The organism is Dysgonomonas sp. HGC4 (assembly GCF_001261715.1).
Taxonomy (GTDB): Bacteria; Bacteroidota; Bacteroidia; order Bacteroidales; family Dysgonomonadaceae; genus Dysgonomonas_A.
The window spans coordinates 1-14,603 of record NZ_CVRU01000078.1 but is presented as its reverse complement, the minus strand read 5'-3'; the positions used below and the strand labels follow the sequence as shown (position 1 = coordinate 14,603).

Genomic DNA, 14,603 nt, shown 5'->3' with positions numbered 1-14,603 from the left:
TACAATACAATACAATACAACCATTAGATTAACGCATAAACCTGTGAAGAATAAGAAAAAACATATCTTACATGTATATTAGATTATTTTTATTACTTTCGTTATAATAGTGTAACTAAACTAATAAATTATAATGAAAAACATTAAGACCTTATATATTGCTATTTTATTTTGTTTTCTTTTCACTACTAATCTAGTATTTGGACAATCGAGCAAAACTCTTGGTAAAACTCCTATTATATTGGCATATGTGACCTCTTCAGAAAGTGCCTCTTTACCTGATCCTACTTTTGTGACCCATATTAATTACGCTTTTGGATCTGTATCTGAATCATTTGATGGTATCATAATACAAAATGAAAATCGTTTAAGAGAGATTTCAGATTTGAAGAAATCTAATCCATCTTTGAAAGTTTTATTATCTATAGGAGGATGGACTAGTGGTCGATTTAGTGAAATAGCAGCAGATACCAAATTGAGAGAACTATTTGCACAAAACTGTAAGAGGGGCATAGATCAATTTAATTTAGATGGTATAGATTTAGATTGGGAATACCCTACAAGTAGTATGGCTGGAATCTCTTCTTCTCCAGAAGATACGGAGAATTTTACATTGTTGATGAGAGATATACGAGCTACTATTGGACGTGATAAATTATTGACGTTAGCAAGTGCTTCCAATGCGAAGTATATAGATTTTAGAGCAATTGATAAGTATATTGATTTCGTTAATATTATGACTTATGATATGGGGCGCCCTCCCTTCCATAATTCCCCTTTATATCAGTCTGAGCATGTGCGTAAGCTATCAGCTGATGAATCAGTAGATGCTCATATAGCTGCAGGTGTTCCAATAAGTAAACTCACATTAGGAGTGCCTTTTTATGGACATGGAATAAAAAAGTTTAATGATTTTGTTGATTACAAAGATTTAGTAAACTTAAAACATGAGTATACTGAAAAATGGGATTCTAAAGCACAAGTTCCTTATTTAGTTGATACAGATGGCGACTTTGTTTGTTCATTTGATAATCCTAAATCTTTAGAAATAAAATGTAAATATCTTTTGGATAGAGGAATGTTAGGGGTGATGTATTGGGAATATAATTGTGATGATGCTGACGGAACTTTAAGGAAGGCTGTTTATAACGCAATGACCAATCAGTAATTAATTCTAATTTAATAAGTCGGGTCTATATTCGAAGTGCATGGTATCATAGTGGTACCATTTTCCACCCCAAATAAATCCATGCTTTTCGAATATCTCAACGATAAGTTTAGGTATTTGATTTTTATACTTTAAATCTACTTCTTCATTGGTGCATTTGCAATCCCATTGCCAGTAGTTCGAAAATTTCACGTTTAAATCTATTGATGTTCCAAAGCTGTGAGTACTTAATCTGTTTGTACCTTTTATAATGCGCCAGTTGAAAGTGGTAGCTCCTTGCAGATATTTTTGTAATTCGGGATGTTTATCTAGTTCCTCTGATATTTTTTGTAATTGTAGATGTACATTATTGATCTTCGTAATTCTGATCTTAGAACCAACTAATTTGGGACACCATACTATCGTAACTAGATTTTTTTGTACCTCTGGTGAATTAGATCCATACATAGCTTTCATAAAATCTTCATTCCTAATTCTTCCAGGATCACTATCTTTAGAAGGAATATAATTATTCACGTTTTTGGGATACTCGGACTGAAACATATCTGATATCGATGGCTTATTTAAAAGTAATTCACCAGATTTCTTAATTCTGTCGTCATATATAATCTTTTGACCCTCTTTTAATATAATATATTTTCCATCATACTGTATATGAAAGTTAGGATATGCACTTATCAAGTTCTGTATTTGTTTTGGGTACTCTTGTGCCGATATTGTTGTAATAAAGAATAATAGTGCTAAAATAATAGATAAGAGTTTCATTCCTGAAATTATTTAAATGTGTCCATTATATTACTTGGAGGGCGTTGAGCTTCCAACTCCTTTTTCATAAAGGACATATAAGGATCTATATGTTTGAAGAATTTATAGTATCCTGAGCATAAATAGTTTATTTCTTCACCTGATTGAGTCTTTGAAATCCTATTTTTAGGACATTCTCCATGACAAGCAAATAAGTATTTACATTGTTTGCATTTTGATGACAGAGACTCTGATTTCGCCAATCCAAAATCTATTTGCTGCTTAGAATACATCATTTCGGTTAAAGTCTTGGTCTTTATATTACCAAGCTTATATTGAGGGTAAACAAAGTGGTCGCAGGAATAAACATCACCATTAAATTCCATAACACCTGCATGACCGCAATTTTTGGCAAAAATGCATACTCCTGGATTTACGCCTACCCAATTAGCTAAAGCTGAATCAAAATACTGAACAAAATATGTTCCCACATCTTTCTTAACCCATTCGTCAAAGATGGTAATTAAGAAGTCACCCCATTTTTCAGGAGAAACACTCCACTCGGTAACTTTTCCTTCACTGTCTCTCTCCACAATCGGAGCGAATTGAATGTAGTGAGAATCTATGTCTTTAAAGAACTGATAAAATTCAAGGGGATAATCAATATTAAAATCATTAACTACTCCCATTATATTATATTCTACATTATGTTTTTTGAGAAGATTAATACCTCTCATTACATGGTCGAATGTTGGACGTAAATCTTTAGTTGTTCTATATTTGTTATGAAAAGGTTTTGCGCCATCTATAGAGATACCAATTAGAAAATTATTTTCTCTGAAGAACTCACACCATTTATCATTAAGGAGAGTGCCATTTGTTTGCAAGGTATTGGTTACTTGCTTGCCTCTGGCATATTTTCGTTGCAATTCAAGAGCTTTTTTGTAGAATGAAATATCACGCATCAAAGGTTCACCTCCATGCCATGTAAATAATATGGGCTGCATAGTTTGCGCCTCAATATATTGAATGATGAACCTCTCTAGAAGTTCATCACTCATTAATGTCTTGCCTTTTTCCGGATACAGTTCTTTCTTCTCCAGATAGTAGCAATAAGTACATCCTAAGTTGCAAGTAGCGCCTATTGATTTGAGCATTACATATAAAGGCTTTGCAAAAGGAGCATATGTTTTTGATGGCATTTAGCTGATACTTTTATTTGTGAGTATTTTAGTTGAATAAACATCCAGAAGAGAATCTCTGACCTTAGAATTCGTCAACTTTAAGATTCTTTCTATAATTATCTAAAGTTGTTTGTAATTGTTTTGTTATATTTTCGTATCCTTCTTTTCCATATAAATTATTCAATTCAGTAGGGTCTTCTTTGAGGTCGAACAATTCATTACAATTGATATCCTGATCTTCTCCCATCAAGCCTTTTCCATAAAAGTGAATAAGCTTGTATCTGTCAGTTCTCACTCCATCATGACGGCGAACGTTATGAACTGCTGGGTAGTCATAATAGTGATAATATAAATCTTTTCTCCAGTTTTTAGGAGTGCTACCATTAAATAAAGGCTCAAGTGAAGTTCCACTCATTTCTTTAGGTTTCTCTACTCCTGCTAATGCAAGATAAGTGGGGGCAAAATCTATATTTTGGACTAAAGCTTCTGTTGTTATACCGGGTTTTATTTCTTTGGGATAGCGAATAATAAGAGGTGTTCTGAATGATTCTTCGTACATGAATCTTTTGTCAAACCATCCGTGTTCTCCCATATAGAACCCTTGATCAGAAGTATAAACAATAATAGTATTGTCCAGCAAGTTTTCTTTTTCAAGATAATCCAAAAGGCGACCTACCTCGTCATCTATTGATTTGATACATCTAAGATAATCTTTTAGGTATCTCTGAAATTTCCAATCTAATATTTCATCTTCGGAGAGTTGATCCATTTTGTTGATAAACTCCATATTTCGAGCGTGATAAGATTTATCCCACACTTCTCGTTGTTTTGGCGTCATCTGATTCATGGCTTGCTGTAAACCACCATCGCTCCATCCTTGATTATAGGGAGGAGTATCTTTCAATTCATTTAGTTTAAGGTCATAAATGAATGTCATTGTTTTGTCGATGGTCATATCTTGTGTGCTGGCAGCCGAACATCTGCTCTTGTAATCATCATAAAATGTTGATGGTTTGGGAAATTCTACATTTTCATATAGATCATAGTATTTTGCCTCGGGCATCCAATTTCTATGAGGTGCTTTATGATGTACTAACAAACAGAATGGTTTGTTTTTATCTCTATTTTCCAGAAAATCGATGGAATGAGTTGTAATTAAATTCGTGGCATAACCTTCTTCTCTAATATATTTTCCGTGAGAGTCTTTTGTTTTAAAACTAGGATTATAATAATCTCCTTGATCATTCAAAACTGAATAATAGTCGAAACCTTTTGGCTCACACTGCATATGCCATTTACCTACTACTGCGGTTTGATAGCCTGCTTGTTCCAACAATTCAGAGAAGAAAGTTTTGGTTGAATCAATACCCGCTCCTAGTTGTCGTTGCCCATTTTGATGGCTGTATAAGCCTGTCATCAAACATGCTCTACTGGGTGTTGACAGTGAGTTTTCGACAAAGGCTTGTTGAAATAGCATGCCTTCATTAGCTAAGCGATCTAAATTAGGTGTGGGTGCTAATTTTGAAATAGCATGTCCATAGGCACTTATTGTTTGAAACGAATGATCGTCCGTCATTATATGTATAATATTGGGACGAGATTTATTACTCTTATTTTGTTTCACTTGCCCATAACTATATGGAATTAGAATAGTTGCAGGTAAGATTATTAAGCTTATTCTTTTCAAGTTTTGCATAAATATTAGATGGTTAGGTTATTAATTTACTAAAGTAATAAGAATCAATAAGAGAATCAAGTAACAAAATAGAAGTTTTACTGATCTTTATAGAGAATATTGTAAATGCTTTTCCAGAAAATGAGCATAAAAATCGGGAACATCGCTTTCTTTTATTCCTACAATAGTTTCATTGATGTCATACTCTATTTTGCGAATGCTAGGAGTTACTTTATTTAGGATGTTATTATCTTCTTTACTTTCGTCAATTGTTAGCCATAGATAAACAGCTTTTCCGCCATTCTTTTCTTTAGTTCTTCCTACTGAGCCGATATTGATGAATAGCTTCTCTTCCTTATTAGATGTTTTAATATGTCTAATATAAGAGAGATGTGTATGCCCTGTGATTATGATGTCTGATTTTGTTTCTTCCAACATATCTATCAATAGTTTTTCATCATGATTTTCATATATGTACTCTTCATTACTTCTTGTGCTGCCATGTACAAGCAGACATGATAGGTTATCATAATCTAAGCGAATGTCTGGCACCAATTCCGATAGATATTGTTTGTTACTATCAGTAATAGTTTCTTTTGTGTGGTTTATGGTCTTTAAGCGTGCTTCTTGTTCTTCAAGAGTATGTTTACTTAAAGCATGTACCTCATAATCGAAAGCTATTCGCTCATCATGATTTCCCATTATTGTCGGAATTTCTAGGCTTTTAATCAAGTCTATGACTTCGTTGTGCCATGGAGCGCCATCAGTAAGATCTCCTAGGCAATATATCCGATCGGCTTTGTAGTTGTCTCTTATGTCTTTTATTGTTGCTTTTAAAGCAGGTAAATTTCCATGAATGTCACTAATGATTGCTATTTTCTGCATTATTATTATATTGTGAAGTTACAAGAATCTGATGAATTATTTTTTACGATATCGGTTAGTGGAGTATGTCCCAAATTGCTATAACATGACATATACTTCCTCCTAAAACGAATAAATGAAATACCGAATGCATATATCTGATTTTTTTGAATGAATAGAATATAGCTCCGATTATATAAGATATACCTCCTCCTAAGAGCCAATAAACAGAGTCTAAAGATCCTGTTGTTGATAATAATGTATCCACAAGAGGCTTAAATGCTATAAGAATAATAGATCCCATGAGTACGTAACAAATGGTTTCTAATTTGCTACCTGTTTTGTAATGGGCAAAACTTAATCCAGTACCTACTATAGCAACTAGCCAAACGATAGTAAACACTAGCCATCCCCAGATGCCAACTTCGCGCAACACTATTAAAGTAAATGGCGTATATGTACCTGCGATGTGGAAATAGATTGCAGCATGATCAAACTTTCGGCAAAGAACTCTTCTTGTTGGATGTGTACAAGAATGGTAAACTGTTGAAGTAACATAAGACATTAGCATACAAACAATATAGATACAAACACTTGCAATAGCCCACGAACTTCCGGTTTGTATTGCCTGTTTTACAAGAAAGAATCCGGCTACAAGGCCAAATATAATTCCTAATCCATGAGTCGAGGCATTAAGAAGTTCTTCTTTTTCTGAATATTGTTTATCGGTCATTACTTAATTCTGATATTATTTGATGTTTATTTCGATAGTCTAAATTTTGTAGACTTAAATTCAAAATTACAATATTTAAATCAATCTATATACTTACAAAAGCACTATTACTTTATTAGGTGATGGAGCTTTTTATTTTTTTGACGTATTTTAAGTGATTCTATAAATGTATATTTAGTGGTCAAGAATAGTTATGAAAAAGTAAAATTGATAATCCAATAAGCTCTCTTTCCTTTATTTTTAATAGTTTTGTGTATTATTTAGAACAAAGAAAATTGAGAAAGAAACGAGCTAAGAAAATTATGTGGGTAACCCTGTCTATTATAGGAGTTTTTGCTATTATCGTATTTATATTTCTTCAACAAGCCCAATTTGGAAGAACTCCTACGGGAGAACGATTGGCAAGAGTTCAGAATTCAACACATTATAAAGATAAGAATTTTCAGAATCAGAGTCTTACCCCTCAGTTGACAGGAGATAAGGGATCTGTTAAAGTAATGTTTGATTTTCTTTTTGGTAGTAGAAAGAGAGTTACTCCTGTAGATGAGATCCCATCTATAAAGACCGATTTGTTGAATCTTGATGCAAGTGAAGATATTTTGGTTTGGTTTGGTCATTCCTCATATTTTATTCAGATAGACGGTAAGCGTATTTTGGTAGACCCTGTTTTTAGTGGTTCAGCTTCACCTGTTTCGTTTACTACTAAGGCTTTTAAAGGAGCAGATAACTACAAGACTGATGATATGCCTAATATTGACTACCTATTTATCTCTCATGATCACTGGGATCATCTTGACTATGAAACGATAGAAAAGTTGAAACCTAAAGTTGGAAAAGTAATTTGCAGTTTAGGTGTAGGTGAGCATTTCGAGTATTGGGGTTATGATATCAACAAAATAGTTGAAATGGATTGGAACGAGAATGCTGTTCTTGATTCTGGTTTTACAGCATTTTGCTTGCCTGCTCGACATTTTTCGGGAAGAGGACTTTCTCCTAAGCAATCACTTTGGTCGTCTTTTCTTTTGCAAACACCAACTTTTAAAATATATCTGGGGGGAGACAGTGGCTATGATTCTCATTTTGCCTCAATAGGTAAAGATTTTGAGGGTATTGATTTAGCGATTCTTGAAAATGGACAATACGACAATGATTGGAAATACATTCATATGATGCCTGAGCAAGTTTTGCAAGCCTCCAAAGATTTAAAGGCAAAACGTTTATTACCTGTACACTCTTCTAAATTTGCCTTGTCTAAACATGCATGGGACGAACCTTTGATAAGAATTACAGAGGCTAATAAAAATAAAGAACAGGATGTAATTACTCCCATGATAGGAGAAATTGTCCATCTTAAAGATACTACTCAGGTATTTCGCCAATGGTGGGTAGGTCTTGAGTGAGAATAACTATACATATCTCATATTACTCCATATTCATATCTAAAGTTTACGGAGGTTTAAGATCCGAATATTAATCTGCTCTTATTCTTTAGCAATTCAATTTAGTAATTCAAATTTTACCTAAAATCTATTGGTTTTCTTCCACTAATAGGTTAGTATACTTATGTCGTTATTAATTATAAAGTTTGATGAGACGAGCATTTGCCTATCATCCTAATATCTGTGTGTAATTAACCTCAATCTAGCTTTTTGAAATTATCTCCTTTGCAGATTACTTTTTTATACTCTTACTATTTGTAGAATAGTTTGGTAGCTGAATAAAATAGGATTTCCAATGTTATCTGTACAATAATCCATGATATTGTCCGATATTAAATAATGTATTTTTTACACTTAAAGAAGGAAATGTCTACCTTTAAAGTCTAAATCTCGCCCTCTCTATCCTTATAAATTGTTTTTTTTGTAAGTCCTAAAGCTTAGTGTAGTAATGCTTCAATGGAAGTAGCCTATTTTCTATATAACTATATCTCTTGTAATAGAATACTAATAAAAATACAACAACATGAGAACCTTAAAATCGTCATTATCAGTTTTACTATTATTAATAGCTCATAATCTGTTGGGAGTAATTCAAGACACAACATTCAGAGCAGATAGCAATCCTATATTTAAACACAAATATACAGCCGATCCAGCCGCCTTGGTTTATAAGGATAAGGTTTATATATATGCAGGTCATGATGAATGTCCTCCTCCCGAAAATAGATATGTAATGAATGAATGGCTTGTGTTTTCGTCCCAAGACATGGAAAATTGGACAGAACATCCCGTACCTCTTAAACCTACCGATTTTAAATGGGCAAAAGGTGAAGCTTGGGCTTCGCAGGTTATTGAACGCAATGGCAAATTCTATTGGTACGTAACCGTCCAACATGAGTCGATACATGGTAAATCTATTGGAGTAGCTGTTGCTGACAATCCTTTAGGACCATTTGTTGATGCAAGAGGGTCGGCAATCATAACCAATGATATGACCACAGAATATACCCAAATATCGTGGGAAGATATAGATCCTACGGTTTGGATTGATGATAATGGACAAGCATATTTGTTTTGGGGCAATACACAATGTTATTATGCCAAATTAAAAGAAAATATGATAGAATTGGACGGACCTATTGAGCCCGTTCATCTTCCTAATTTTACTGAAGCTCCATGGGTTCATAAATATAAGGATTGGTATTATTTATCATATGCACAATTCTTTCCCGAAAAGATAGGCTATTCTATGAGTCGTAGTATAGAAGGTCCTTGGGAATATAAAGGAATTTTGAATGAGATTGCGGGAAATTCCAATACCAACCACCAATCCATTATCGAATTTAAAGGCAAATGGTACTTCATTTACCACAATGGAGCTATCCCTACTCAGGGTGGAAGTTTCCGCCGTTCGGTATGCATCGACAGATTATACTATAATGCTGATGGAACTATAAAGAGAATACAAATGACTTCGGAAGGAGTTGCTAAAAATTAACGGAACACCATTTTAAAATCTCAGCTTGTATTTAAGAAATGTGGCATTAAATATTTACATTACTATGAAAAAAGCACTATTCATTTATTCATTTTTCCTTATTTCAGTAACTACTTTTTCGCAGCAGGAAGCAGAAGTTATAGTGAATGCCGATTTAGGACAATATAATATAGACAAACATATTTATGGGCATTTTTCCGAACATTTGGGTCGTTGTATATATGATGGTCTTTGGGTGGGCGAAAACTCGTCAATACCCAATATAAACGGAGTTCGCAAAGATATTATAGATGCCTTGAAGCACATCAAAATACCTAACCTAAGATGGCCCGGAGGATGCTTTGCTGACGAGTATCATTGGATGGATGGTATTGGAGCCAGAGAAAACAGACCCAAGATGGTTAATACTCATTGGGGTGGAGTAGTAGAAGATAATAGCTTCGGTACTCATGAGTTTCTTAATCTTTGCGAAGCATTGGGTACAGAGCCTTATATCTGTGGAAACATGGGAAGCGGAACGGTAGAAGAAATGTCGAAATGGGTTGAATATATCACTTTCGATGGTGAAAGTCCGATGGCAAACCTTCGGAAAAAAAATGGTCGCGAAAAACCTTGGAAAGTACAGTTCTGGGGTGTGGGGAACGAAAACTGGGGTTGTGGTGGGAACATGACAGCGGAGGGATATGCAGAAAATTATAGACGCTATGCTACCTATACCAGAGATTATGGTGATAACCAATTATATAAAATAGCAGGAGGGCCCAATGTCGATGATTATCATTGGATGACTACTATGATGAAGAACATACCTCACAGAATGATGAAAGGTGTTTCTCTGCATAATTATGCTTTTACTCGCAGATGGGAAGACAAAGGTGATGCTACAGGCTTTTCTGAAGATGATTATTTTTCCTTATTGGAACATGGTTCGCGAATGGATAATCTTATAATACGGCACTCTGCAATAATGGATCTGTATGATCCAGCAAAGAAAATAGGCTTGATTGTTGATGAATGGGGAGCATGGTACAATGTAGAGAAGAATACTAATCCGGGATTTCTTTTTCAGCAAAATACACTGAGAGATGCTATTCTTGCAGGTCTGGTTTTAAATACTTTCCACAAACATGCTGATAGGGTAAAAATGGCAAATATTGCACAATTGGTAAATGTACTTCAAGCATTATTTCTTACAGAGGGTGAGAAAATGTTATTGACACCTACTTATCATGTGTTCGATATGTACAAAGTACATCAAGATGCAACTATGTTGCCTACTGTGGTAAAATGTGGGACGTATAACAGACTTAATAAAAAATTAGATGCTATATCGGTATCTGCATCTAAAGATAAAAATGGAAAAGTACATATCTCGTTTGTAAACATTGATCCGGTTAATTCCATAGACATTGATTGTAATATTAGAGGATTGATAGGGGGCAAACTGACTAGTGTAAATATAATAACAGCTACTAATACCGACAGTCATAATACATTCGACAATCCAAATATAGTTCATATTGAAGATTATAAAGGAGCCACCTATAAGAACGGAGTATTGACCTTGAAAATGCCTTCAAAATCATTAATGACAGTTGAACTAAATTGAGATATTATTCAGCTAAAATTGAAGTTTGACTTCACAAAACAAGATACCTTAATGATACATTTATGAAACAAATAATCAAAACCTTATTAATAATGTTAGCCATACTAGGCAGTAACGTATTTGCATCGACAAAATATTCATTGTCGTCTGAAAATAGCGAAAAAGATAATTTTAAAGAATGGGCACTTACTCCTCCAATGGGATGGAATAGTTGGGATTGTTATGGTCCTACTGTTGAAGAGCATGAAGTGAAAGCTAATTCTGATTATATGGCGAAGAATCTCAAGAAGTATGGCTGGGAATATATTGTAGTTGATATTCGGTGGTTTGTAGAAAACGATAAAGCAGGAGGTTATAATCAAACCGATCCTATTTATGTATTGGATGAATATGGACGTTATCTTCCTGCTGTAAATAGATTTCCTTCGGCTGCTAATGGAGCAGGGTTTAAAAAACTGGCGGATTATATTCATTCACAAGGGCTAAAGTTTGGAATACATATTATGCGTGGTGTTCCCAAAGAAGCGGTAGCCCGAAAATTGCCAATAAAAGGAACAAATGGTATTACTGCCGATCAAATATACTCTACCGAATTGCAATGCGAGTGGTTGCGAGATAACTACACTATTGTAGCGAACAAACCGGGTGCACAGGAATATTACAATTCAATAATGGATTTATATGCTTCGTGGAGAGTTGATTTTATAAAGATTGATGATCTTTCGCGTCCTTACCATCAAGCAGAAATAGAGCTGATCCGAAAAGCAATTGATCAAACCAAACGGCCAATGGTTTTGAGTACATCACCTGGTGAAACACCTCTAAATAAGGGTTATCATGTAAAAGAGCATGCTAATATGTGGCGTATGGTTGATGATGTATGGGATACATGGGGACATTTAACTCATTTGATGCAAGTGGCTCAAGGTTGGTATTCGTATATATCACCTGGAACATGGCCCGATTGCGATATGATTCCTTTAGGTCGAATTTCTGTACGTGGCGAGCGTGGTGAAGATCGTATGACACGCTTAACAAAGGATGAACAATACTCGTTAATGACATTTTTTACTATCCTACGATCTCCTTTAATGTTTGGTGGAGATATGCCAAGTAACGATGCTTTTACATTGTCTTTATTAACCAACGAGGAGGTTTTGAAAATGCATCGCGAAAGTACAGATGTACGTCAGATATATCAAACGAAAGGGAAACTAGCGATAACATCACGTAATCCTAAAACGGGCGATATTTATTTGGCATTATTCAATATTCAAGATAGTAAATCGGATACTGTAGGCGTTTCATTTGCTGATGTAGGGATAAAGAATAACTCATCTATTGAAGATATGTGGAGTGGTGAAAAATTAGGAGTGTTTACAGATTCGTTTTCACGTAGACTATCTCCACACAGTTGTGGATTATATAAAATAAACAGTAAATAAGATCATGTATAGAAATAGATGGTTGAATTTATTTGAAAAATTAATCAATGCATAATATTTATTAGAGATATGAAAAACATATGTAAAGCTTTAAGTATATCGTGTTTACTGAGTCTTTCCCTATCGGGATATTCTCAGCAGCAGGCATACGAATTTTCTTTGGATACTAAAAAGGTGGGAGCGCCTATTCAATCAACCATGTATGGACTCTTCTTTGAAGACATAAACTTTGCAGCTGATGGAGGCTTATATGCTGAATTAGTAAAAAATCGCTCTTTTGATTTTCCTCAAAATCTAATGGGGTGGAATACGTTTGGAAAAGTAGAAGTCAGAAAAGATAATCCTTTATTCGATCAGAATCCTACATATATAGTACTTTCTAATCCGCGACATCCACATAAACGGACAGGTCTAGAAAATGAAGGATTCAGAGGTATGGGCTTCAAGCAAAATGAAGCATATCGTTTTTCTGTATGGGCGAAAACCGAGAACTCAAACGAACCTCAAAAAATTCGGATAGATTTGCTTGATGCAAAAAATGATATTCTTGTAACTCAGTACTTAGAAATAAATTCAAGTGATTGGAGAAAATATGAAGTTAATCTAACACCCAAAGCAACAGAACCTAAAGGTCGGTTACGCATATTTTTAGACTCCAAGGGTTCAGTGGCTTTGGAACATGTTTCTCTTTTCCCTGTCAATACATGGAAAGGGCGTGAAAACGGATTAAGAGCAGATTTAGCACAAGCATTAGCGGATATTAAACCGGGAGTATTCCGCTTTCCGGGTGGATGTATTGTAGAAGGTACTGATCTTGACACCCGCTATGATTGGAAAAAAACGGTCGGAGCAGTCGAAAACAGACCTGTAAATGAAAACAGATGGCATTACACATTTCCTCATCGTTTCTTTCCCGATTATTATCAGAGCTATGGCTTAGGCTTTTATGAATATTTTCTCTTGTCGGAAGATATGGGTGCAGAACCTTTACCTGTACTGAGTTGTGGACTGTCATGCCAATATCAGAATGAAAAAGAAGAATGCCATGTGCCCGTAAAAGATTTAGGATCATACATTCAAGATGCTTTAGATTTAATAGAATTTGCTAATGGATTGCCAACCTCTACATGGGGAAAAGTGCGTGCGGATATGGGGCATCCTGCACCTTTCAACCTTAAATATATAGGTATAGGGAACGAACAGTGGGGAGAGGAGTATATAGTACGTCTAGAGCCATTTGTAAAAGCAATCAGAGCAAAATATCCTGATATTAAAATTATAGGAAGCTCGGGTCCTTCGGCAGATGGAGATAAATTTGACTACCTATGGCCAGAAATGAAAAGGCTAAAAGTTGATTTAGTAGACGAGCACTATTACAAAGATCCTAAATGGTTTCTGAACAGTGCTAAGCGATACGATAATTATGATAGAAAAGGTCCTGCTGTATTCGCCGGCGAATATGCTTGCCATGTGCCTAACAGAGACAATAATTTTGAGTCAGCACTTTATGAAGCGGCTTTTATGACGGGATTGGAACGCAATGCAGATATTGTACATATGTGTACTTATGCTCCTTTGCTTGCTCATGTAGATGCATGGCAATGGAAACCTGATATGATTTGGTTTGATAATCTAACATCCGTAAAAACGCCTAATTATTATGTGCAGCAACTTTATGCGAAAAACAAGGGAACTCATGTAATGTCTCTAACTCGAAATAATACTTCAATCTCAGGAGAAGATGACTTATATGCGTCTGCCGTGTATGATAAAGACGAGAACTGCTACATTGTAAAAATAGCTAATACGGGCAAAAGTTCGAAAGAGATCAATATCACTTTAACAGGCTTAAAGAAAAATAGTAGCTTGTCATTAGGTGATAGCTTCGAGTTGAAAGCTAATAATTTGAATATAGTTAATACTTTGGAATCTCCAATGAATATAATTCCGCAGAAAGTTACTGCAAAAATAGAGGGTAATATACTTGTTGCTTCGGTTAAACCTGAATCTTTTAGTGTATATAAAATACAACAATAAATTGTCGATTTGTAAAATCCTCCTCCTCTTAGAATTAAAATTCGCCCTATGCCTCTTGATTTTATATTTCCTTTATCATTTATGAATTGTAGGAATAATATATGTAATCAAAGCTGTATGATATTTAGACTAATTAAAGGAACAGGCTGATTTAATATCTTAATTTAAAAGTGAATACTATGAAACAAAACTGTAGATTATATTTGG

At 34.6% G+C, this 14,603-nt stretch carries 11 protein-coding genes; 6 read left to right on the top strand and 5 right to left on the bottom strand.

What is annotated here, in order from left to right:
• Positions 1–133: 133 nt before the first annotated feature.
• Positions 134–1,168, top strand: a complete 1,035-nt coding sequence (locus tag HGC4_RS07295; RefSeq protein ID WP_050709467.1) for a glycoside hydrolase family 18 protein — start codon at positions 134–136, stop codon at positions 1,166–1,168.
• 6 nt (positions 1,169–1,174) lie between these two features.
• On the opposite strand, the gene HGC4_RS07290 is transcribed toward HGC4_RS07295, so the two are convergent.
• From HGC4_RS07290 to HGC4_RS07270, 5 genes are all read right to left on the bottom strand, one after another.
• On the bottom strand, positions 1,175–1,933 hold the full coding sequence (locus HGC4_RS07290; protein WP_050709466.1) for a M15 family metallopeptidase: 759 nt from the start codon (positions 1,931–1,933) through the stop codon (positions 1,175–1,177).
• Positions 1,934–1,941: 8 nt separating this feature from the next.
• Entirely contained in the window at positions 1,942–3,114 is a 1,173-nt protein-coding gene (locus HGC4_RS07285) for an anaerobic sulfatase-maturation protein (protein WP_050709465.1), read from the bottom strand.
• A 64-nt stretch (positions 3,115–3,178) separates the two neighbouring features.
• Positions 3,179–4,672 (bottom strand): sulfatase family protein, encoded by a 1,494-nt coding sequence (locus HGC4_RS07280; RefSeq protein ID WP_242047127.1) that lies wholly within the window; start codon positions 4,670–4,672, stop codon positions 3,179–3,181.
• A gap of 207 nt (positions 4,673–4,879) precedes the next feature.
• On the bottom strand, positions 4,880–5,656 hold the full coding sequence (locus tag HGC4_RS07275) for a metallophosphoesterase family protein (RefSeq protein ID WP_050709464.1): 777 nt from the start codon (positions 5,654–5,656) through the stop codon (positions 4,880–4,882).
• Between the two features lie 55 nt (positions 5,657–5,711).
• The gene (locus tag HGC4_RS07270; RefSeq protein ID WP_050709463.1) at positions 5,712–6,368 is read right to left on the bottom strand and encodes a PAQR family membrane homeostasis protein TrhA; all 657 of its coding nucleotides are present in this window, start codon (positions 6,366–6,368) and stop codon (positions 5,712–5,714) included.
• Positions 6,369–6,670: 302 nt separating this feature from the next.
• Between HGC4_RS07270 and HGC4_RS07265 the strand changes: the two genes are divergently transcribed.
• The 5 genes from HGC4_RS07265 (at position 6,671) to HGC4_RS07245 (ending at position 14,396) form a co-directional block, all read left to right on the top strand.
• Positions 6,671–7,768, top strand: coding sequence for an MBL fold metallo-hydrolase (locus tag HGC4_RS07265; protein ID WP_050709462.1), 1,098 nt, complete (start codon positions 6,671–6,673; stop codon positions 7,766–7,768).
• Between the two features lie 562 nt (positions 7,769–8,330).
• Positions 8,331–9,305, top strand: coding sequence for a glycoside hydrolase family 43 protein (locus tag HGC4_RS07260; protein ID WP_050709461.1), 975 nt, complete (start codon positions 8,331–8,333; stop codon positions 9,303–9,305).
• 64 nt (positions 9,306–9,369) lie between these two features.
• The gene (locus tag HGC4_RS07255) at positions 9,370–10,914 is read left to right on the top strand and encodes an alpha-N-arabinofuranosidase (protein WP_082204109.1); all 1,545 of its coding nucleotides are present in this window, start codon (positions 9,370–9,372) and stop codon (positions 10,912–10,914) included.
• Positions 10,915–10,976: 62 nt separating this feature from the next.
• Positions 10,977–12,359 (top strand): glycoside hydrolase family 27 protein, encoded by a 1,383-nt coding sequence (locus HGC4_RS07250; protein WP_050709460.1) that lies wholly within the window; start codon positions 10,977–10,979, stop codon positions 12,357–12,359.
• Between the two features lie 60 nt (positions 12,360–12,419).
• Positions 12,420–14,396: an alpha-L-arabinofuranosidase C-terminal domain-containing protein gene (locus HGC4_RS07245; RefSeq protein WP_373419307.1), complete on the top strand. Its 1,977-nt coding sequence runs from the start codon at positions 12,420–12,422 to the stop codon at positions 14,394–14,396.
• Positions 14,397–14,603 lie beyond the last annotated feature (207 nt).